Annotated in this window: 22 protein-coding genes; 18 read left to right on the top strand and 4 right to left on the bottom strand. The window is 68.5% G+C overall.

All coding sequences use genetic code 11. From position 1 onward, the window contains the following. Positions 1-92: 92 nt before the first annotated feature. Positions 93-581 carry an inorganic diphosphatase gene (locus ACYSM9_RS02310; RefSeq protein ID WP_461855380.1) on the bottom strand — a complete coding sequence of 163 codons (489 nt, stop codon included), beginning with the start codon at positions 579-581 and terminating at the stop codon, positions 93-95. A gap of 154 nt (positions 582-735) precedes the next feature. Between ACYSM9_RS02310 and dacB the strand changes: the two genes are divergently transcribed. The 15 genes from dacB (at position 736) to ACYSM9_RS02235 (ending at position 15,598) form a co-directional block, all read left to right on the top strand. Beyond that, entirely contained in the window at positions 736-2,274 is a 1,539-nt protein-coding gene (gene dacB / locus ACYSM9_RS02305) for a D-alanyl-D-alanine carboxypeptidase/D-alanyl-D-alanine endopeptidase (protein ID WP_461855379.1), read from the top strand. 158 nt (positions 2,275-2,432) lie between these two features. After that, a complete protein-coding gene (locus tag ACYSM9_RS02300; protein WP_461855378.1) occupies positions 2,433-3,635 on the top strand; it encodes a zinc-dependent metalloprotease in 1,203 nt (400 codons plus the stop codon). 90 nt (positions 3,636-3,725) lie between these two features. After that, positions 3,726-4,799, top strand: a complete 1,074-nt coding sequence (tilS, locus tag ACYSM9_RS02295) for a tRNA lysidine(34) synthetase TilS (RefSeq protein WP_461855456.1) — start codon at positions 3,726-3,728, stop codon at positions 4,797-4,799. A gap of 31 nt (positions 4,800-4,830) precedes the next feature. Next, entirely contained in the window at positions 4,831-5,382 is a 552-nt protein-coding gene (hpt, locus tag ACYSM9_RS02290; protein WP_461855377.1) for a hypoxanthine phosphoribosyltransferase, read from the top strand. Positions 5,383-5,399: 17 nt separating this feature from the next. Beyond that, complete coding sequence (locus ACYSM9_RS02285; protein ID WP_461855376.1) at positions 5,400-6,452, top strand: LacI family DNA-binding transcriptional regulator; 1,053 nt, start codon at positions 5,400-5,402, stop codon at positions 6,450-6,452. Between the two features lie 158 nt (positions 6,453-6,610). After that, positions 6,611-8,671: an ATP-dependent zinc metalloprotease FtsH gene (ftsH, locus tag ACYSM9_RS02280; protein ID WP_461855375.1), complete on the top strand. Its 2,061-nt coding sequence runs from the start codon at positions 6,611-6,613 to the stop codon at positions 8,669-8,671. A 9-nt stretch (positions 8,672-8,680) separates the two neighbouring features. Further along, positions 8,681-9,325, top strand: a complete 645-nt coding sequence (gene folE, locus ACYSM9_RS02275) for a GTP cyclohydrolase I FolE (RefSeq protein WP_461855374.1) — start codon at positions 8,681-8,683, stop codon at positions 9,323-9,325. A 9-nt stretch (positions 9,326-9,334) separates the two neighbouring features. Beyond that, the gene (folP, locus tag ACYSM9_RS02270; RefSeq protein ID WP_461855372.1) at positions 9,335-10,264 is read left to right on the top strand and encodes a dihydropteroate synthase; all 930 of its coding nucleotides are present in this window, start codon (positions 9,335-9,337) and stop codon (positions 10,262-10,264) included. 14 nt (positions 10,265-10,278) lie between these two features. After that, positions 10,279-10,650, top strand: coding sequence for a dihydroneopterin aldolase (folB, locus tag ACYSM9_RS02265; RefSeq protein ID WP_461855371.1), 372 nt, complete (start codon positions 10,279-10,281; stop codon positions 10,648-10,650). Next, entirely contained in the window at positions 10,647-11,192 is a 546-nt protein-coding gene (gene folK, locus ACYSM9_RS02260) for a 2-amino-4-hydroxy-6-hydroxymethyldihydropteridine diphosphokinase (protein ID WP_461855370.1), read from the top strand. Before folB ends, folK begins: the two co-directional genes overlap by 4 nt. Continuing rightward, a complete protein-coding gene (locus ACYSM9_RS02255; protein WP_461855369.1) occupies positions 11,189-11,737 on the top strand; it encodes a DUF3180 domain-containing protein in 549 nt (182 codons plus the stop codon). The genes folK and ACYSM9_RS02255 overlap by 4 nt, the downstream gene beginning before the upstream one ends. Then, on the top strand, positions 11,718-12,230 hold the full coding sequence (locus ACYSM9_RS02250) for a PH domain-containing protein (RefSeq protein ID WP_461855368.1): 513 nt from the start codon (positions 11,718-11,720) through the stop codon (positions 12,228-12,230). Before ACYSM9_RS02255 ends, ACYSM9_RS02250 begins: the two co-directional genes overlap by 20 nt. Next, positions 12,227-13,783, top strand: a complete 1,557-nt coding sequence (locus tag ACYSM9_RS02245; RefSeq protein ID WP_461855367.1) for a PH domain-containing protein — start codon at positions 12,227-12,229, stop codon at positions 13,781-13,783. Before ACYSM9_RS02250 ends, ACYSM9_RS02245 begins: the two co-directional genes overlap by 4 nt. After that, positions 13,776-14,669 (top strand): Rossmann-like and DUF2520 domain-containing protein, encoded by an 894-nt coding sequence (locus ACYSM9_RS02240; RefSeq protein WP_461855366.1) that lies wholly within the window; start codon positions 13,776-13,778, stop codon positions 14,667-14,669. The genes ACYSM9_RS02245 and ACYSM9_RS02240 overlap by 8 nt, the downstream gene beginning before the upstream one ends. Further along, complete coding sequence (locus ACYSM9_RS02235; RefSeq protein WP_461855365.1) at positions 14,669-15,598, top strand: 4-phosphopantoate--beta-alanine ligase; 930 nt, start codon at positions 14,669-14,671, stop codon at positions 15,596-15,598. Before ACYSM9_RS02240 ends, ACYSM9_RS02235 begins: the two co-directional genes overlap by 1 nt. A 45-nt stretch (positions 15,599-15,643) precedes the next feature. Here ACYSM9_RS02235 and ACYSM9_RS02230 read toward each other — a convergent pair whose 3' ends face one another. After that, on the bottom strand, positions 15,644-15,910 hold the full coding sequence (locus tag ACYSM9_RS02230; RefSeq protein WP_461855364.1) for a hypothetical protein: 267 nt from the start codon (positions 15,908-15,910) through the stop codon (positions 15,644-15,646). Positions 15,911-16,040: 130 nt separating this feature from the next. Between ACYSM9_RS02230 and ACYSM9_RS02225 the strand changes: the two genes are divergently transcribed. The 3 genes from ACYSM9_RS02225 to ACYSM9_RS02215 all read left to right on the top strand — a co-directional run bounded on the left by ACYSM9_RS02225 (position 16,041) and on the right by ACYSM9_RS02215 (position 19,098). Continuing rightward, positions 16,041-16,661 (top strand): TetR/AcrR family transcriptional regulator, encoded by a 621-nt coding sequence (locus ACYSM9_RS02225; RefSeq protein ID WP_461855363.1) that lies wholly within the window; start codon positions 16,041-16,043, stop codon positions 16,659-16,661. A 253-nt stretch (positions 16,662-16,914) separates the two neighbouring features. Continuing rightward, the gene (locus tag ACYSM9_RS02220) at positions 16,915-17,481 is read left to right on the top strand and encodes a type 1 glutamine amidotransferase domain-containing protein (RefSeq protein ID WP_461855362.1); all 567 of its coding nucleotides are present in this window, start codon (positions 16,915-16,917) and stop codon (positions 17,479-17,481) included. A 126-nt stretch (positions 17,482-17,607) separates the two neighbouring features. Next, positions 17,608-19,098 carry a DHA2 family efflux MFS transporter permease subunit gene (locus ACYSM9_RS02215; RefSeq protein WP_461855361.1) on the top strand — a complete coding sequence of 497 codons (1,491 nt, stop codon included), beginning with the start codon at positions 17,608-17,610 and terminating at the stop codon, positions 19,096-19,098. Positions 19,099-19,164: 66 nt separating this feature from the next. On the opposite strand, the gene ACYSM9_RS02210 is transcribed toward ACYSM9_RS02215, so the two are convergent. Both ACYSM9_RS02210 and ACYSM9_RS02205 read right to left on the bottom strand, forming a co-directional pair. Continuing rightward, complete coding sequence (locus ACYSM9_RS02210) at positions 19,165-20,001, bottom strand: alpha/beta fold hydrolase (protein ID WP_461855360.1); 837 nt, start codon at positions 19,999-20,001, stop codon at positions 19,165-19,167. Positions 20,002-20,052: 51 nt separating this feature from the next. Beyond that, positions 20,053-20,721 carry a TetR/AcrR family transcriptional regulator gene (locus ACYSM9_RS02205; protein ID WP_461855359.1) on the bottom strand — a complete coding sequence of 223 codons (669 nt, stop codon included), beginning with the start codon at positions 20,719-20,721 and terminating at the stop codon, positions 20,053-20,055. Positions 20,722-20,850: the final 129 nt, after the last annotated feature.

The following is a 20,850-nucleotide window of genomic DNA, read 5'->3' as shown; positions in this document are numbered from 1 at the left end:
GGCTTCGAGAAGCCGGGCACCCGCCGTCGGATGGTGGTTGAGCCTGCCGAAACCTGACGGGCCGGTTTCGACAGGCTCAACCACCGGGAAGATCAGTGTCCGGTGGGGACGTAGCGCTTGATGGAGGCTTCCAGTTCGGCCTCGGCGGCGGCGCGGTCGGCCCAGCCTTCGGCCTTGACCCACTTGCCCGGCTCCAGGTCCTTGTAGCGGGTGAAGAAGTGCTCGATTTCCTTGATCAGGAACTCGTTGACATCGCTGACTTCCTGGATGTGGTCGAACCGCGGGTCGGCAGGAACGCAGAGGACCTTGGCGTCCCCGCCGCCGTCGTCGGTCATGTTGAAGACGCCGATGGGGCGGGCCTCGACAATGACGCCGGGGTGCAGGTCGAAGTCCTGCAGCAGCACCAGCGCGTCCAGCGGGTCGCCGTCTTCGCCGAGGGTGTTCTCGAAGTACCCGTAGTGGGTGGGGTACTGCATGGAGGTGAAGAGGACGCGGTCCAGGCGGACGCGGCCGGTCTCGTGGTCAACTTCGTACTTGACGCGCGATCCCTTGGGGATCTCGATGGTCACGTCGTGCTTCATGGATTGCTCCTCGGCGATTGCAGGGGTTCGCGGCACACGGGACGGGCCCACAAAAAAGAGCGTCGGTGCCGCCGACTACTATTGAGGATATAGCGAGAGGCCCTGGAATCAGGAACTTGTGGGGAAATTTCAGGACTTGAGGACCAGCACCAGCATGACCAAAACAACCGGCCCGGAACGGCGCCGCGCGCAGCCCCGGCAGCGGCCGGCAGGCCTTCCCGCCGTCCTCTCGAACTGGTGGCCCCCGGTGCTGGCCGCCCTGCTCCTCGTCGCGCTCGCCATCCCCGCGGCGCTGCTGGTGGCCCCCGGTTTCCTCGGCCCCGAGCCCCCAGCCCCGGCCCCCGCACCACCGGCCTGGCAGCAGGTTCCCGCCACCTTGTCGGCCCCGCAGGGACTGGCGGCGCTGGAACCATCGGCCCCGGTGCCCGTTGCGGCAGCCCTCGCGGCCCAGGTGGATCCGGTGCTGAAAACCGACGGCGGCGGGACGTTCACGGGTACGGTCCAGGATGCCCTCACCGGCCAGGTCCTCTTCGACCGCGGCGGCGCGGAGAACCGCGTGCCGGCGTCGAACCTGAAACTGCTGACCGCCGTCGCCGCGCTGCGCACCCTGGGCCCGGACCACCGTTTCACAACCCAGGTGGTGCCCGGGTCTGACGCGGGACAGGTGGTGCTGGTGGGCGGCGGCGATGTCCTGCTGGCGGCGGGGGAATCCCGGCCGCAGCAGACCATGGGCCATGCAGGCCTGGCCACCCTTGCCGCGCGCACGGTGGAAGCCCTCCAGGCCGCCGGGACCACCGGCAGCGTCACCGTGCTGCTGGACGACTCCCTTTTCAGCGGCCCCGCACTCAACCCCGCCTGGCAGGCCGGGGACGTGGAGGCGGGGGAGGTGGCGCCGCTGTATCCGCTGGCCCTCAACTCGGCCCGCTTCGATCCCGCCATCACCACCGGTCCCCGGCCGCAGGACGCCGCCATGGCCGCGGCGGAGGAGTTCGCCGCGCAGCTCCGCGCGGCAGGCGCCGGGGCGGGACTGACCGTGGCGGCCGGCGTCGAACGCTTGCCTGCATCAGCCGGCGCCGCTCCTGCCCGTTCCGCGGCCGGCCCGTCCGCCCGCGCACTCCCCAGCGCCGTCCTGGCCCAGGTTGAGTCGGCCACCGTGGCCGAGCAGGTTGACCTGATGCTGCAGGTTTCCGACAACTACCTGGCCGAAACCATGGGCCGGATGGCCGCGGTGGCCTCGGGCCGGCCCGGAAGCGGCGAAGCCGCAACCGCCACGGTCGGCGACCAACTGGCCGCGGCCGGAATCCCGGTCGGCACCCTGAAGCTCGTGGACGTGTGCGGGCTGGCCATGGACAACAGGGTTTCCGCCCGGCAACTCACGGAGGTGGTCCGCGCCATCACTACCGGTGCTGACAGCAGGCTCCGCGGGGCCCTCAACGGCTTTCCGGTGGCCGGCCTGACGGGGACGCTGGATGCGCGGTACGGGAATGCCACCACATCCGGCGGCGCGGGGCTGGTCCGCGCCAAGACGGGGACGCTGAACACGGTGCTGGCGCTCAGCGGCTACGTGGTTGACGCCGACGGGCGGCTCCTGGTGTTCTCGTTCATCGGGAACGGGCTGACCCCGGGGGCCGCCGGCAACAAGGAGGCACTCGACCGGGCCGCCACGGCGCTCGCGGGCTGCGGCTGCCGGTAGCTGTGCCCCGCACTACCGCGGCTGGACTCCCAGGAACGCAGCCATGACGACGGCGGCAGGCGCCGAAAGCCAGCCCTTACGGGCCGCCCATGCCTGTGGAGTTCCCCGGTGGGCGAACTTAAGGCCGATCCACAGCCTCCTGTGTTCTGATGGGACCTATGGAGTCCACTTCACGCGAGTCCGCATCGACGCTGTCTTCGGCAGCGCAGTCCGCAACGGCCCAGTCCCGGGCGGACCAACCCCCAACAGCTTCATCCGCCGCCGGAACCACCACCGCCGCATCCCTGATCAACTGGGACCTCGCGGCGTCGGCGGCAGCGCGGCTGGCTCCCGCCGGGCCGGTCCTTGGCCAGGCAGCGATCGGGGAAGCCGTGGACAGCCTGCGCCGGCTCGCGGACGCCTCGGTTCCGCACGTCCACGAGATCACCGGACTGGAAGCGGCACGGGACCTGCGGGACTCCTCGGTGCTGGTGGTGGACCGCGCGTCCTGGGCCAAGGCGAACACCCAGAGCTTCGCCGTAATGCTGAAGCCTGCCATGCAGAAGATGCTGGACAACCGGCGCGGCACCCTGAGCCCTGCGGCCGCCAACGTCAGCGGCGCCATCACCGGCAGCCAGCTCGGCGCCGTCCTGGCCTTCCTGTCCAGCAAGGTCCTGGGCCAGTACGATCCCTTCGCGGCGCTGGCCGAAAACTCCACCGCGCCGGCCGCCGGCAGGCTCCTGCTCGTGGCCCCCAACATCATCTCCGTGGAGCGGGAACTCAACGTTACGCCCGAGGACTTCCGGCTGTGGGTCTGCCTGCACGAGCAGACGCACCGGGTGCAGTTCGCCGCCGCCCCGTGGCTGCGGCACCACATGCTGGAACAGATCGATGAACTCAGCGGCCACCTGCTGGGCAACGTCGATTCCCTGATGGAGCGCGCCTCGGCGGCCGCCCGTTCCCTGAAGGACCGCTCCGCCAACGGAAACACGCCGGGCCGCGGCGCCATCCTGGACCTCCTGCAGGACCCCGAGGAAAAGGCTGCCATCTCCCACCTCACGGCGGTGATGAGCCTCCTCGAAGGACACGCCAACGTGGTGATGGATGCCGTGGACGCCAGCATCATTCCGTCCGTGAAGACCATCCGCCAGCGGTTCAACGACCGCGGCAAGGACCGCGGCGTCATTGAAAAGTTCATCCGCAGCCTCCTCGGCCTGGACGCCAAGATGCGCCAGTACTCCGACGGCGCGCGCTTTGTCCGCGCGGTGGTGGACGTGGCAGGCATGGAGGGCTTCAACAAGGTGTGGGAGTCGGCCGGCCACCTGCCCACGGAACCCGAAATCCACGACGCCAAACTGTGGCTTGACCGGATGGGGCTGTAATTGCCTGAGGCTTCCCCCGCGTCTTGGGCTGCCCGCAGCGGCCGGCGGCGGCCCGGCAGGCTGGCGCCGGTTGTTGGCACCGCACGCAAAATGGTGCAGGAGGCCCTGGCCGGGGCCGGGTATCCGCAGCACGTCGTGGTGGCCTGCAGTGGCGGCCCGGACTCGCTGGCGCTTGCGGCCGTCGCGGCCTACTTCGCCCGCCGCGGCCACGTCGATGGCCACCCCCTGACCGTCGGCGCTGTGGTGGTGGACCACCAGCTGCAGGACGGCTCCGCCCAGGTCGCGGCCCGCACGGCCGGGGCCCTGCAGGAGCTCGGCCTCGAACCGGTGCACATCCGGACCGTGACGGTGGCCGGTGCCGGGATGGGTCCGGAAGCCGCCGCCCGCGAAGCCCGCCATGCGGCACTTGACGAAGCAGCGGCGGAGCAGGGTGCCGGCGCTGTCCTGCTGGGCCACACCCTCGACGACCAGGCGGAGCAGGTGCTTCTGGGCCTGGCCCGGGGCTCCGGAACCCGTTCGCTTGCCGGGATGCGCCCCGCCCGGGCCACTCCGGGCGAGACCCTCCTGCTCCGTCCGTTCCTGGGCCTGCGCCGTGCGGATACCGAGGAAATCTGCGCGGTCGAGGACCTGGAACCCTGGCACGATCCCACCAACGCGGATCCCGCGTACGCCCGTTCGCGCACCCGGGTGGAAGTCCTCCCGCACCTGGAAGACAAGCTGGGTCCGGGCGTCGCCGAATCCCTGGCCCGGACCGCTGCCATCCTCCAGCTGGACGCTGACTACCTGGAGGATGTGGCGGAAAGCACCTACGCCTCCCTCGTGGAGCGGGACGGCGACGGGCTCGGGCTTCCGGAGGAGGCGCTGCGCGCCTTGGCCCCGGCCATCAGGTTCCGCGTCATCGCCAAGGCGGCGGCCGACGTCGGCGGCCAGCAGCCCAGCTACCGGCGCCTTTTGGCGGCGGAGGCGCTGCTGCGGCGGCAGGGATCGGCGGGGCCGGTGGAGCTTCCCGGCGGCGTCAGCGTGTACAGGTTGTCCCTCGCGCACCTGGAGGGCTCGAAGCTCGGCGCAGGGCCGGGGAGGCCGGAGGGCCCGGGTTCCGTTCCCCGTGAACGGGCGCGCTGTGGGAAGCTAGTATTCCGGCCCCAAAAGCCACCCGCAAAATAGTCGCACCCCCGCATCTAAACAGGAGCCATTGGTGGATTCAAACGACGTCCAGGCAGACCTCAAGCACGTTCTCTACACCAAGGAACAGATCCAGCAGCGCATCACCGAGCTCGCTGCGGAGATCGACAAGGACTACGAAGGCCGCGAGATCCTCATTGTGGGCGTCCTCAAGGGTGCCGTGATGGTCATGGCGGACCTCGCCCGGGCACTGCACAGCCATATCTCCATGGACTGGATGGCCGTGTCCTCCTACGGCTCCGGCACCCAGTCGTCCGGCGTGGTCCGCATCCTGAAGGACCTGGATACCGACCTGATGGGCAAGGACGTGCTGATCGTCGAGGACATCATCGACTCCGGCCTCACCCTGTCCTGGCTGAAGACCAACCTGGAATCCCGCGGCACCGCATCGGTGGAGATCTGCACCGCGTTCCGCAAGCCTACCGCCGCCAAGGTGGAGATCGACGTCAAGTACGTCGGCTACGACATCCCCAACGAGTTCGTGGTCGGCTACGGCCTGGACTACGCCGAGAAGTACCGCAACCTGGACTTCGTGGGCACCCTCGCCCCGCACGTCTACGAGTAGGCTGCGCCGCAAGCACCTTGCCCACGAACATCGGCATCAAAGACGTGGCGCGGGCCGCCGGGGTGTCCGCCACCACGGTGTCCCACGTCCTCAACGACGTGTCCTATGCCCGGGTCAGCCCGGAAACCCGGGACAAGGTCAAGGCAGCGGCGGCTGAGCTGGGCTACGGGCCCAACCGCCTGGCGCAGGCCCTGCGCAGCCGCAAGTCGGGGGTCCTGGGCCTGGTCAGCGAAGACGTCGCCACCACCCCGCACGCCGGCCGCATGATCCTGGGCGCCGACCAGGCAGCCCGCGCCCGCGGGTACACCCTCATGCTGATCAACACCGCAGGCTCGGCCGGTCCGGACCTGCGGGAAGCGGACGTGGAGTCGCTGCTGGAACGCCAGGTGGACGGGATCCTCTACGCCACCATGTACCACCGCCGGCTGCAGCCACCACCCAACCTGGGCAAAGTCCCCGCGGTCCTCGTGGACGCAGTCACCGAGGAGGGCGGATTCCCCGCCGTGGTGCCGGATGAATACGGCGGCGCAGCGGCCGCCGTGGGAGCGCTGCTCGCCGCCGGCCACACCCGCATCGGGTTCCTGAACAACACCGAAGACGTGCCCTCCACCCACCAGCGGCTGCAGGGCTTCCGCGAAACCCTGGACCGCGCTGGACTGGACGGCGCCGGCGCGCCGGTGGTCACGGGGTCCTCCGATGCCGACGGCGGCTACGCGGCGGCCAGCCGGATCCTCGCCGGCGACAACCCGCCGTCGGGCCTTTTCTGCTACAACGACCGGATGGCCATGGGGGCCTACCGCGCGGCGGCCGAGCGCGGACTGTCCATTCCGGCTGACCTGTCCATCGTCGGTTTCGACGACCAGGAGCTGATCGCCGCGAACCTGTATCCGGGGCTCACCACCGTGGCCCTGCCGCACTACGCCATGGGAGCCTGGGCGGCGGAGAAGCTGATCGACGCGATCGAAGCCGGTGAAGCCGGCCCCGCCCCTGGGCCCGTCCTCCTTGAGTGTCCGCTGGTCAGCCGGGCGTCGGTCGCCGCACCGGCGGACCGGGGGACGGCACAGGACTGAGGCGGCCTAAAGCGCTACGCCCAAAGGGAACTTTTGCTTTTCACTATGCGTGATGTACTCCGAACGGTGTATAGCTAGAAGCTGACGCAGCACCATCACGCGCGCAGACTACTCGCCGTGCAGCACTACCGGAAGGGACGGGGCCAGCCCCCGAACAGATGAAAGCTAAGAACTTCTTCAAAGGCCCGGGCATCTGGATCGTCGTCGTGGTCGGTCTGCTCCTGGTGGCTTTTGCAACGCTCGCCCCCGGCGGCGCTTCACGGATCGATACCGACAAGGGCCTGGAACTGCTCTCCGGCAACAAGGTGGAGCAGGCCAAGATCTTCGACGGCGAGAACCGCGTTGACCTGACGCTGAAGGACAACCTGCAGGTGGACGGACAGGACAAAGGCAAGAGCGTCCAGTTCTTCTTCGTGGATGCCCGCGCGGCGGACGTGGTGAAGGCCGTCACCGACGCCAAGCCCGCCCAGGGCTTCACCGACCAGCCGATTGAGAGCAACTGGTTCTCCGGCCTGCTGTCCCTGCTGATCCCGGTCATCCTGCTGGGCGCCCTCTTCTGGTTCCTGATGACCCGCATGCAGGGCGGCGGCTCCAAGATCATGCAGTTCGGCAAGTCCAAGGCCAAGATGGTCAGCAAGGACATGCCGCAGGTGACCTTCGTCGACGTCGCAGGCGCCGACGAGGCCGTGGAGGAACTCCAGGAGATCAAGGAGTTCCTGCAGGAACCGGCCAAGTTCCAGGCCGTGGGCGCCAAGATCCCCAAGGGCGTGCTGCTGTACGGCCCTCCGGGTACCGGCAAGACCCTGCTGGCCCGCGCCGTGGCCGGCGAGGCCGGCGTCCCGTTCTTCTCCATCTCGGGTTCGGACTTCGTGGAAATGTTCGTCGGCGTCGGCGCGTCCCGCGTCCGCGACCTCTTCGAACAGGCCAAGGCAAACTCCCCGGCCATCATCTTCGTGGATGAGATCGACGCCGTGGGCCGCCACCGTGGCGCCGGCATCGGCGGCGGCAACGACGAACGCGAGCAGACCCTAAACCAGCTGCTGGTGGAGATGGACGGCTTCGACGTCAAGACCAACGTCATCCTGATCGCCGCCACCAACCGGCCCGACGTCCTGGACCCGGCCCTGCTGCGTCCGGGCCGCTTCGACCGCCAGGTCTCCGTGGAGGCCCCGGACCTGGTGGGCCGCGACCAGATCCTGCAGGTGCACGCCAAGGGCAAGCCGATGGCGCCGGGCGTGGACCTGAAGGCAGTGGCGAAGAAGACCCCCGGTTACACCGGTGCGGACCTGGCCAACGTCCTGAACGAGGCGGCGCTGCTGACCGCCCGCTCCAACGCCAACCTGATCGATGACCGCGCCCTGGACGAGGCGATCGACCGCGTCATGGCCGGCCCGCAGAAGCGCAGCCGCGTGATGAAGGAACACGAACGCAAGATCACCGCCTACCACGAGGGCGGCCATGCACTGGTTGCCGCGGCCCTGCGGAACTCTGCACCCGTCACCAAGATCACCATCCTTCCCCGCGGCCGTGCGCTGGGCTACACCATGGTGGTCCCGGAGAACGACAAGTACTCCGTCACCCGCAACGAGCTGCTGGACCAGATGGCGTACGCCATGGGCGGCCGCGTCGCCGAGGAAATCGTCTTCCACGACCCGTCCACCGGCGCCTCCAACGACATCGAAAAGGCCACCGGCACCGCGCGCAAGATGGTCACCGAGTACGGCATGAGCGAACGCGTCGGCGCCGTGCGCCTGGGCCAGGGCGGCGGCGAACCGTTCCTGGGCCGCGACGCCGGGCACGAGCGCAACTACTCGGACCAGATCGCCTACGTGGTGGACGAGGAAGTGCGCCGGCTGATCGACCAGGCCCACGACGAGGCGTACGCCATCCTGACCGAGAACCGCGACATCCTGGACATCCTTGCCCTGGAACTGCTGGAGCGCGAGACCCTCAACCAGGCCGAAATTGCCGACATCTTCCGCGACGTCCGCAAGCGCGACTTCCGCGAGGTGTGGCTGTCCAAGGAAACCCGTCCGGTCCTTGCCGGCCCTGTGGAGACCCGCCAGGAGCGGGCCGAACGCGAAGCCCAGGAGGAGGCCAAGAAGGCCCGGCTGGACGAGCCGCTGGACGCCCAGCCGCCGCATCCGCAGGGCGTTCCGGAGGACGCTCCGTTCCAGGGAGGGACCCCCGACTCGGGTCCTGACACCCTTCGCGGCTAAGCTTTCCCTGTGAATTCCTTCGACGACGACGACGTTCCCGCCTCCGCCGAGTACCTGGCGGAGGCCGGTTCCCCCCATCCAAAAAGCGGCAAAGTGGACCGGCCGCGGATCGAAGCGGCCGTCCGTGAAATCCTGCTGGCCATTGGGGAGGACCCGGACCGCGGTGGCCTGATCGACACCCCCAAGCGGGTGGCCAAGGCCTACGCCGAGGTGTTTGCCGGGCTGCACCACGACCCCGCAGACGTCCTGTCCACCACCTTCGACCTCGACCACGAAGAGCTGGTCCTGGTCAAGGACATCCCGTTCTACTCCACCTGCGAGCACCACCTGGTGCCGTTCCACGGCGTGGCCCACGTGGGTTACATTCCGTCACATGACGGCCGGGTGACCGGGCTGAGCAAACTGGCCCGGCTGGTGGACATCTACGCCCGCCGTCCCCAGGTGCAGGAGCGCCTGACCACTGAGATTGTCGAAGCGATGGTCCGCCACCTCAAGCCCCGTGGCGCCATCGTGGTTGTCGAATGCGAACACATGTGCATGTCAATGCGCGGTATCCGCAAGCCCGGAGCGAAGACCGTCACCAGCGCGGTCCGCGGGCAGCTTCATGACCCGGCCACCCGTGCCGAAGCCATGAGCCTCATCCTCGGAAGGTAACAACAGACCATGGACTCACTCGCTGCAGCCCCCGGAACGGGGCCCGCAACCTCGCCGCTGCCCATCCTGCGCAAACCGCGCCCGGCAGCGCGTTTCGAAGACCTCCCCACCGACCGCACCCTGGTCATGGGAATCCTCAACGTCACCCCCGATTCCTTCAGCGACGGCGGCAAGCATGCGACGGCGGACACCGCCATTGCGGCCGGCCTCCGGATGTTCTACGCCGGCGCCGACATCATCGACGTCGGCGGTGAATCCACCCGCCCGGGTGCCGAGGATGTGGCCCCGGACGAGGAACAGCGGCGGGTGCTGCCCGTGATCGAGGCCCTGGTCAAGGCCGGAGCGCTGGTCAGCATCGACACCACCCACGCGTCGACGGCGGCCGCTGCCGTGGCGGCCGGTGCAGCCATCATCAATGACATCTCCGGCCTCACCATCGAACCGGAAATGGCTGAACTCGTGGCCGCCAGCAAGGTGCCCTACGTCCTCACCCACCGCCGCGGCGACGCCCGGACCATGAATTCGCTGGCCGAGTACACCGACGTCGCAGGCGAAGTGGTGGCGGAACTGGCAGGAGTGCGGGACAAGCTCTACGCGGCCGGCGTGGCCCGCGAACAGATCATCATCGATCCGGGCCTGGGCTTCGCCAAGAACGACGCCCAGAACTGGGAACTGCTGCAGAACCTGGACCAGCTGGACACCCTGGGCCACAAGGTCCTGGTGGGTGCCTCCCGCAAGCGTTTCCTGGGCACCCTGCTGACCGTGGCCGGCAAGTCGGCGGCTCCGGAGGAGCGGGACGGCGCCACCGCGGCCATCACCGCCATCAGCGCCTACCGCGGCGCCTGGGCTGTCCGGGTGCACGACGTCGGATCCAGCCTCGACGCCGTCAAGGTCGCCGCCCGGATGGCCGCAGCACCCGCTGTACCCAAAGCAACCTAGGGCCGGGGGACCCCATGGACAGGATTACGCTGACCGGTGTGACCGCCGTCGGCCATCACGGCGTGTTTGACTTCGAACGCCGCGAGGGCCAGCCCTTTGTGGTGGACGCGGTGCTGCACCTCGACTTCACCAAGGCGGCGGAGTCCGACGATGTCACGGATACCGCCCACTACGGTGAGGTGGCGAAGCGTATTACTGACTGGATTTCCGGGGAACCCCTCAACCTGATCGAGGCACTCGCGGTGCGCATCGCCGAGAGCCTGCTCAGCGAATTCCCGCTCCTGGCCGTGGAAGTCACCGTGCACAAACCGCAGGCGCCCATCGAAGTTCCATTCGGTGACGTCGCAGTGACTGTCCACCGCTCAGCCCCGGGCGTGCGCGCATGAACGGCGCCTACACCAAAGCGGTCCTGGCCCTGGGCAGCAACCTCGGGGAACGCAATGAAACCCTGACCGAGGCAGTGGCGGATCTCGTGGACCCGCCGGAGGTCCGCCTCCTGGCCGTCTCGCCGATTGTGCAGACGAAGGCCGTGGGCGGGCCCGCGGGACAGCCGGACTTCCTGAACATGGTCATCACCGTGGAAACCTGCCTGTCACCGCAGGAACTGCTGGCGCACTGCCAGGCCGTGGAAAACAAGCACCACCGCGTCCGGGAGGTCCATTGGGGGCCACGGACGCTCGACGTCGACATCATTACCTACGGCGATGTCCGCAGCGACGATCCCGACCTCACCATCCCGCACCCGCGCGCGGCTTCGCGGGCGTTCGTGCTCTACCCGTGGTCCCTCATCGAACCGGGGGCCACGCTCGGCGGCGAACGCATCAGCGCCCTGGCAGCCCGGGCGGAGGATTTCGGGGACCTTGCCCCGTTTGATGGGTTTGGCGACTTCGACGGGATGCCCACCGCGGGAGCGGTGGACGACCGATGAAGCCCGTCAATCCGCTGCGCCTGATGCTGATCGGCGTCATCCTTGCGGTGGCGGGCTGGTCGGCAACTGTCGTCACCAGCCGGTACGGGATGTCCACGCCGGTGCTGCCTCCCACGGCGCTGGCCACCATGGCCGTGATCGTCATCATCACGCTCATCCTGGGGATCCGGGTCCTGCGGTGGCGCAACAGCCACAAGCCGGACAGCAAGGCGAAGAAGACCCAGTTGGACCCGCTGCTGGCCGCCCGGACACTGGTCCTGGCCCAGGCCTGCGCGTACGCCGGAACTGTGCTGCTGGGCTGGCACGCCGGCATCTTCCTGGACCAGCTGAGGATTTGGAGCCTGCGCAGCGACCAGGGCATCACCTGGCTGGCGCTGGTCATGGCCGGCGGCGGCCTGGTGATGATCGTCGTGGGCCTGGTGGTGGAGCGGTTCTGCCGGATCCCGCCGGAGGACGGGGACGCGAACGGCGTCGAGGGGAAGAAGGGCCGGACTGCGCGCGGAGAGGCGGCAGGGGAAGGCGAGTATGCATACCGAGGCGATTGACCCGCCGGGTATCGCCTGGCAGCGGGTTTCGCCCAAATACGTCACCGTGCGGCTGGTTGAGTGGGCCCTTGCCAACCTCGCCACCGTGCTGGTCCTGTCCCTTCCCCTGGTTTTCGTACTTCTGGGCTGGTGGTCCTGGCCGCCGCTGGGCCTGGCCATCGCCGTGCCCGCCGCGGTGCTGCTCGTGGCCCTGTGGCGCCTGGTGCTCATCCCGCGGCAGGTGCGCGCCATCGGCTACGCGGAACGCGACGACGACCTTTTGATCCGGAGCGGCATCTTCTTCCAGCGCGCCATGGCCGTTCCCTACGGCCGCATGCAGTACGTCGACATTGCCGTGGGGCCGGTGGAACGCGGGCTGGGCCTGTGCACGGTGAAGCTCCACACCGCGTCTTCCGGCACGAACGCGAGCATCCCCGGCCTGCCGGCGGCAGAGGGGGTGCGGCTCCGCGAGCAGCTGGCGGCACGGGGCGAAGCCAGGCTGGCAGGGCTGTGACCGCTGACGGCCCGCTGCCCGTGGTCCCGCAGCCAGCGGGCAGCCAGCAGACCCCGGCAGCGTCCGACGACGACTGGCGGCGCGTGCATCCCGCCTCGCCGTTCGTGCGGGGCTGGGTTGCGCTGGCCGCCATCGTGTTCTTCTTCGGCAGGGACATCTTCGAACGGGTCCTGCAGGGCCAGCCCGTCTTCGAAGAGGGGCTTGCCCGGCGCGCGCCGTGGCTCCTTGCCGGCGGCGGGACCGTGCTGGCCATCGCGGTGCTCGGGTTCATCCTCAGCTGGTACTTCACCAAGTACCAGGTGTCCGGAGGCTACGTCCGCGTGGACAGCGGCCTGCTGTTCCGCCAGCACCGCCAGGCACGGCTGGACCGGGTGCAGGCGATCGACATCGAGCAGCCACTGCTGGCGCGCATCTTCGGCCTGGCGGAGCTCAAGTTCGAGGTGGCCGACGCCGGCGAATCGGCAGTCCGCCTGGCCTACCTGAAGATCGGCGACGCCAGCCAGCTCCGCGCCACCATCCTCGCCCGGGCCTCCGGTGCCGTACCCGCAGCGGGGTACGCGGCCGGCCCCGCACCCGAGGCGCCGGAGCACCCGGTACTTACGGTGCCGCCGTCGCGCCTTGTCGGTTCGCTGCTGCTGAGCGAGCAAAGCTTCTTTGTGGTGGTGGGCGGAATCGCGTCCACGGTGCTGTCCGCACTCACGGAAAACCGAGCCTTCTACTTCTACCTGATTCCCGCCGTCCTGGGCCTCGCGGCCAGCTACTGGAACCTGTTCAACAAGGGCTACAACTTCACGGCAGCCATTTCGCCTGACGGGATCCGGCTGCGGTACGGGCTGCTGGACACCCAGGCGCAGACGCTGCCGCCCGGCCGGATCCAGGCGGTGAAGATCGCCCAGCCGCCGCTGTGGCGCCCGTTCGGCTGGTACCGGATGCAGGTCAACGTGGCCGGGTACGGCGTCGCCGGGAACGCGGCGGCGGGAAATACCAGGACCACCCTGCTGCCCGTCGGCACGCTCGCCGATGCCCTCGACATGCTCGCGCTGGTGCTGCCGGACCCCGGAACTGCCCACCCGGCCGCAGTCTTTGGAGCCGGACTCACGGGGTGGAATTCCGACGGCGGATTCGTCACCACGCCGCGCCGGGCCCGGTTCCTCGCGCCGCTGGCATGGCGCCGGAACGGTTTCACCGCGACCGATACCGCCCTGCTGATCCGTTCGGGGCGCTGGTGGCGCGAGCTGGTGGTGGTTCCGCACCAGCGGACGCAGTCCATGGCCCTGCACCAGGGGCCGCTGGCGCGCCGCTTCCGTGTGGCCGACCTCGTCCTGCACACGACCTCCGGGCCGGTCTCGCCGCGGTTGACGCAGGCCGGGCTGGATGAGGCGCAGCGGCTGTTCGACGAGCAGACCGCCCGGGCCAGGCTGGCCCGGAAGCGGCAGACGACGGAACAATGGCTCCGGCAGGTGGTCCCGCCCGCAGTCGGCACCGTCCCCCTGGCCGGCCTCCCGACCGCCGCCCCGTCCAACCATCAACAGGAAGGCCACCAGCATGGCTAAGCCCGGGCGCCTCGGCGTCGGAATCATCGGCGCGGGAAAGGTGGGTGCGGTCCTCGGTGCCGCCCTGCGCGCGGCCGAGCACGCCGTCGTCGGGGTTTCGGCGGTGTCCGATGCCAGCCGTGAACGTGCTGAGGCGTTGCTGCCCGGCGTCCCCGTCCTGGAAGTGCAGGACATCGTGGAGCGGGCTGAACTGGTGTTGCTGGCAGTTCCCGACGACGCCCTGCCGGACCTGGTGGAGGGCCTGGCGAAGCTGGGGGCCTGGCAGCCCGGGCAGCTGGTGGCACACACGTCCGGCCGCTTCGGGGTGGGCGTTCTGCGTCCGGTCCGGGCCGCCGGCGCCGTTCCTTTGGCGCTGCACCCTGCCATGACGTTCACCGGAATGAGCCTTGACCTGACCAGGCTGCTGGACTGCACGTTCGGTGTGACGGCCGACGCCGCCATGCTGCCCATCGCCCAGGCCCTGGTGGTGGAGATGGGTGCTGAGCCGGTGGTGATCGCCGAGGCCGACCGGACGCTATACCACGCAGCCCTGGCGCACGGATCCAACCATTTGGTCACCCTGGTGGCCCAGGCCTCGCAGTTGCTGCGCGAAGTTGGCGTGGAGCTGCCCGAACGCATGCTGGGCCCGCTGCTGCGGGCCACGCTGGAGAACGCGCTGGCCTCGGGGGAGTCAGCCCTGACCGGGCCGGTGGCCCGCGGCGACGTTGGGACGGTGCGTGCGCACGCCGAGGCTCTGCGGGAGTACGACGGCGGCGGGCAAGGTGACGTGCTTGAGGCCTACCTTGCGATGGCGCGCGCCACGGCCCGCCGGGCCGAGGGGCGCGGGCTGCTGAAACCCGACCAGCTGAAGGGGCTCCGTGACGCCCTCGATCCGAAGGAGGACTGATGTCCATTCAACTTGTCACCACGGTCGCCGGCCTTCAGGCGGAGAGCGCACGGCTCCTGCATTCGCGCAAGGGCGTTTCGCAGGGACTGGTTCCCACGATGGGCGCACTCCACGAAGGCCACGCTGCCCTGGCGCGCACCGCCGTCGAACAGAACGACGTGGTGGTGGCCAGTATTTTCGTCAACCCCCTCCAGTTCGGCGACGCCGTAGACCTGGACCGCTACCCACGGACGCTGGACGCGGACCTGGCGCTGCTGGAGGAACAGGGCGTTGATCTTGCGTTCGCGCCGTCGGTGGACGAGGTGTACCCGGGCGGGGAGCCGTTGGTGCGGATCACGTCGGGCCGGCTCGGGGACAAGTGGGAGGGGGCCTCCCGGCCCGGCCACTTCGACGGCGCACTGACCGTCGTAGCTAAACTGCTGCATTACGGCATTCCCGCAGCCGGCCTGCCGGAGGGTTCCGGGAGCGGGGTTCAGTCCGGGGCCGCCCTGCCGGCGTACCGGGCGTACTTCGGGCAGAAGGACGCGCAGCAGCTGGCGCTGGTGCGCAGGATGGCGGCGGACCTCAATTTCCCGGTGGAGATCGTGGGCGTGCCCACCGTCCGCTCGGCTGACGGACTGGCGCTGTCCAGCCGGAACCGGTTTCTGTCCGGGGAGGAACGCGAAGCGGCGCTGGTGCTGTCCCGGGCATTGCGGCTGCTGGAGGAGCGGGCCAACGCCCACGAGCCGCTGGACCTCGATTCCGCGCAGGCCATGATCGAGTCCCAGCCCCTGGTGGCACTGGACTATTTCGACGTGGTGGATCCGGACACCCTGGAGCCACTGGCCGAGAACTGCCGGGAAACCCCCTTCCGGGGAGAAGCGCTGGCCCTTATTGCTGCGAAGGTGGGCCCGGTCCGGCTGATCGACAACATGCCGCTGAGCTCCTAGCGGCGGCCCGGCCGTTGCTGTTGAACTGCGGGGATCGCTGTTGAACTAGATCCCGGGCCTGTCGCGGCTGGTCATGAGCTGTTCGAGGAGCGCGCGTTCGGGGCGGCCGGGATTCCGTGCGACGCAGAGGCGCAGGCGGTCTCGAACGATTTCGTCCTCAGGGTCACTGCTGCACAGCAGTTCGTCGATGATTTCCTGCGCCTGCCATCGGAGCGACTCGATGGCGAACTGCCGGATTTCGGCCGGAGTCTCGCTGGACATCCAGGGGTCAGGATCCGAGGGCACGGCCTGGAACATCCGCTCTGCTGTCATTGGGGCCTCCTTGCACCAATCCGAAGTGGCCGGTGGTTTGGCCTCCGCGGCGTTTGAGAGCACTGCGCGTAGACTCAACAGTACAGCGGGAAAGACCGGTCTGTCTTCCCCCGAAGGAGAATGAAGTTCCATGAGTACAGAGGCGAAGGTCCCGTCGTCCGCCACGTCTTCGACCCCAGGGGCGTCGGAAGGCCACGCCAATTCGGAAGAGCGGATCCTTGCGGTGGCGTACGAGCTGTTTTCACGCCGGGGAGTCCGGGATGTGGGCGTCAACGAGCTCATTGAGCGTTCGGGGGTGGCCAAGGCCACCTTCTACAGACACTTTCCCTCAAAGGACTCGCTTGTCCTGGCATTCCTGGAGCAGCGGGACAAGCTCTGGACGGTGGAAGCGATCGTGACCCAGGCGCGCCGGCGCGGGAGCACTCCCGTGGAGCGTCTGCTGGCGGTATTCGACGTCCTGGGCGAGTGGTTCCAGCGCGAAGACTTCGAAGGAAGCACCTTCATCCATGTCCTGCTGGAGATGGGCCCGTCCCATCCGCTGGGACAGGCGAGCATCGATTATCTGGCAAAGCTGCGGGGCCATATCCAGGCGTTGGCGGAGGAAGCGGGACTGGCAGGCCCGGACGAGTTCGCCCGTTCCTGGCAAATCCTGATGAAGGGCTCCATTATCTCGGCCACGGGCGGCGACCTGCAGGCCGCCAAGCGGGCGCAGCAGATGGCTCGCTGGCTGATCGAGCACCACACAGCCTGAGCCGGAGGCCGCCGTCGTACGCGTTTTCGCTGCGCATATTCCTTTTCCGCCCCAAATAAGCGGTGCGAAAAGGAATGTTCGCGTCGAATGCGACGCGACGCCCCGCAGTCTGATGTCCGTGCGCTTCGAATAAATAGTCAGCTTGCTTATTACTTTCATTCTTCCTAGGCTGGAAACTGTCAGGCAAACAACTCTCGAAGCGGTAGCCCGCGCGCCGAAAATGGCCGCGGCCCGCCTCAGGCGAGGAGGAAGAATGTCAGAGCACAGCATCGCAGGCAAGAAGGTCGCATTCCTTTTGACTGACGGCGTGGAGCAGGTGGAACTCACCAGCCCGTGGCAGGCAGTGAAGGACGCCGGCGGCGAGCCGACGCTGGTGGCGCCCAAGAGCGGGAAGCTGCAGGGGTTCAACGGTACCGAGAAGGGTGACACCTTCGACGTCGACCTCACCGTCGCGGAGGCCAATGCCTCCGACTTCGATGCGCTGGTCCTTCCCGGCGGGGTCGTCAACGCCGACCACCTGCGGGTGGACAAGGACGCCCGGAGCTTCACCCGGAGCTTCTTTGAACAGCACAAGCCGGTGGCATCGATCTGCCACGGACCGTGGCTGCTGATCGACGCCGGGGTCGTCCGGGGCCGGAACGTCACGTCCTACTTCACCCTGGAAACCGACCTGAAGAACGCCGGCGCCAACTGGACGGACCAGGAAGTGGTGGTCGACCAGGGCCTGGTGACCAGCCGGAAGCCGGACGATCTCCCCGCGTTCAACAGCAAGCTGGTGGAGGAAATCTCCGAGGGCCAGCACGCCGGCCAGACGGCCTAAAACCCCACTGTTCCCTCAGGGTTTGAAAAAAATACCCGTGCCCTGGAATTAGTCCAGCGGGTAGAGTGTTGGCATCTGCAGCGGCGCTGACCGCGCATCACTCATCAAAACCCTGAGGGAACACCCATGTCTACCGAAGCCTCCCCGAACGCCAAGGGCCAGGCCGTCCAGAGCCAGGCAGCACAGAGCCCGGCAGCCGGGCCCGCCGCGCCCGAGAAGATGTCCCGGGAGGCAGTCACCATCATCAGCACGCTCCTGGTGGCGACGTTCGTGGTGATCCTCAACGAGACCATCATGAACGTGGCCCTGCAGCGGCTCATGGTGGACCTGCGGGTGGACCCGCCCACGGTCCAATGGCTCTCCACCGGCTTCATGCTCACCATGGCGGTGGTCATCCCGACCACCGGCTTCATCCTCCAGAGCCTGTCCACGCGCGCCGTGTTCATGCTCGCCATGGGGCTGTTCGCCGGCGGCACGGCGCTGGCCGCGGCGGCCCCCGGATTCGAAGTCCTGCTGCTGGCCCGCATCATCCAGGCCAGCGGTACCGCCATCATGCTTCCGCTGCTGATGACCACCATCCTCACCCTGGTCCCGCTGGCCAGGCGCGGGGCGGTGATGGGCAATGTCAGCATCGCCATCTCGGTGGCCCCCGCCATGGGCCCCACCGTCTCAGGCCTGATCCTGGAGCACTTCACCTGGCGGTTCATGTTCGTGTTCGTGCTGCCGGTGGCCCTTGCCGCGCTGGCCATCGGGGCGAAGTACCTCACCAACATCGGCGAGACGGAGAAAGCAAAGCTGGACGCACTGTCGGTGGTCCTCACCGTCCCGGCGTTCGGCGGCTTGGTGTACGGGCTCAGCCAGATCGGCGGCGGCCACGGCGGCCAGGCCGGCCCCGGCGCAGCCGCCATCGCAGCCCTGGTCATCGGCGTCGCCGCCCTGGCGGTCTTCGTGCTGCGCCAGGTCCGGCTGCAGAAGGCCGCCGCGCCGCTGCTGGACCTGCGTGCCTTCAATTTCCGGATGTTCACCGTCTCGGTCCTGCTGATGGTCGTTGCCATGATGGCCCTGTTCGGCGGGGTTATCCTGCTGCCGCTCTACCTGCAGGAAATCCGCGGCCTCGGCTCGTTGGAAACCGGCCTGGCCCTGCTTCCCGGCGGCCTCGCCATGGGCCTGCTGGGCCCCGTCATCGGCCGCGCGTTCGACAAGGTGGGCCCGCTGCCGCTCACCGTCAGCGGTTCCGTGCTCATGGTGCTGACGCTCTGGCAGTTTTCCATGCTCGACGCCGGCACGGCCGTTTGGTGGATCATCACTCTGCACGTGGGGCTGAGCTTCGGCCTGGCACTGTTGTTCACCCCCGCCTTCACCACTGGCCTGAACCCGCTGCCGCCGCACCTCTACTCCCATGGCTCTGCGATCATGAGCACCACCCAGCAGGTGGCCGGCGCCGCGGGCACGGCGCTGCTGGTCTCCATCTTCGCCGTGGTGAGCGCGACGTCGGGGCTCGTCGCCGGGATGGGCGCCGCTTTCCTGACGGCAACCGTCATAGCCGTTGCCGCCGTCGTGCTGTCCGCGATGATGCGCAAGACCGAAGGCGCCGGCGGGCACGGACCTGCGCACTGACCCAACTGGCTCGCAGTAGTTGTCGTTCTGAACCGTCAAAACGACAACTACTGCCAGTTACATGGGTCAGCCGGCGAAGAAGTCGCTCAGTTCCTTGATCAGCTTGTCCGGGGCCTTGATGACGCCGTCGTGGCCGTAGCCGGGCAGGATGGTGTAGCTGGACCCCGAGAGGACGTCGTGGATCTGGCCGCAGGCAATGCCGAAGTAGGCCGGGCTCTTTTCGCCCACCACGATCAGCGTTTCCAGCGGCAGGTCCAGGAACGGCTCGGCCGGCATGTCCGCGGCAATGATCGCCTTGATCTCGCGGACGCCGGTTCGCATCAGCTCGCGCTGCTGCTTGCCCTCGCTGGTGCCCGCCGTCAGTTTGTTGGCCAGGGTCAGCATGGACAGCGGCATGCGTGAGGAGAACGCCCCGCCCGCCTCGAGGCCCCGCTGGATCACGGCCAGCGCGCGGTCATCATCCTTGGCGGCGATGGCCTTCTCGTACTCGCCGATCCAGTCGGCGGTGACGCTGCCGTTCACGGAGACCGCGGGATCGTAGACGGCGAGCCGCTCCACCGGCAGCGTCCGGGCCGCGTGCAGGGCCACCGCCCCGCCAAAGCTGTGGCCGAAGACATCCGTGCTGGACGTGTGTTTCATGACGGTGTCCAGGTCCCGGATGTCCACATCGAGGGTGTAATCCTCGGGCTGGGGCGACGACGATCCCCGGCCGCGGCGATTGAAGGTGTGCACCGGCCGGCCCAGGGAAGCGCTGAGTTTTTGGGCAAATTTCGCGTAGTCGGCGGCCGTCACCATGGAAGGCGGCACCACCACCACGCCCGAACCCGCCGAAGCCAGTTCCGTGCCGGTGGAGAAGAGCTCCACAGTGCCGCCGTCGGGGGTCCTGATGTTCTCTCGCGTCATGGTCCGAGCCTAGCCGAGCAAGTGACTGCGGGCATCCCGGACACCGCCGGTTCAGCCCAGCCGGTCGATCAGGGCCTGGCTCGCCGCCCGGATGGCCGGCAGTTGGCCGCCGAGCCCGCACAGGATGAGCCCCGCGTCCGCCGCCTGCGCTGCTGAGTCGCCGCTGGCCACCCCGTCCGCGCGAAGGTAGATGAGGGACTCGACCAGGCGGAACGTGAAGTCACCGCCGTCCGGGCCGCCGGAGGCGGAGAGGCCGGCGCCCAGCTGCCCGTACAGGCGGCGAAGTTCCCGGCGGTCGGCCAGGAAGCGGGCAAAGCGGGTGCTCCTGACTTCCGGCAGGTGGTACAGGACGCCGAGGTTCCAGCGTGCGGTGCACAACTGGGTGCCGTCATACAGCGCGACGGCGTGCAGCCGGCTTCCCGCCGGGCCTTCCGGTGCGCCGGCATCACCGGGCAGACCGGCCACGGCACGCGCAAACCGCAGCCCGCCGGACACTGTCCCCTCCAGCAGGTCCTCGAGGATCTCGTCCTTGGTCTTGAAGTGGTGGTACAGCGACGACTGCCGGATCCCCACCGCGTCCGCGATGGAGCGGGTGGAGGTGCTGGCGAAGCCCTGGGTGGTGAACAGCTCGGCCGCGGCGTCCAGGATTTCGTCGCGGGCCGTGGCCCCGGGCCTGGAGGGCTGCTGATGGCGGGGGCGTCCCGGTCCGGCTGAAGTCACCGCATCATTCTTGCACCGCTGCGGGCGGTCGGGCACCGGATGCGGCGCCGCATGCGTGATGGTGAGGGAACGGAAATCCGGCCGAAACATGATGTCTATCCGCCTTTTACAGAGGCGAAACTGTTTGGG

It is taken from the genome of Arthrobacter sp. C152 (genome assembly GCF_054890965.1).
This window is presented reverse-complemented; position numbering and strand designations above follow the sequence as displayed.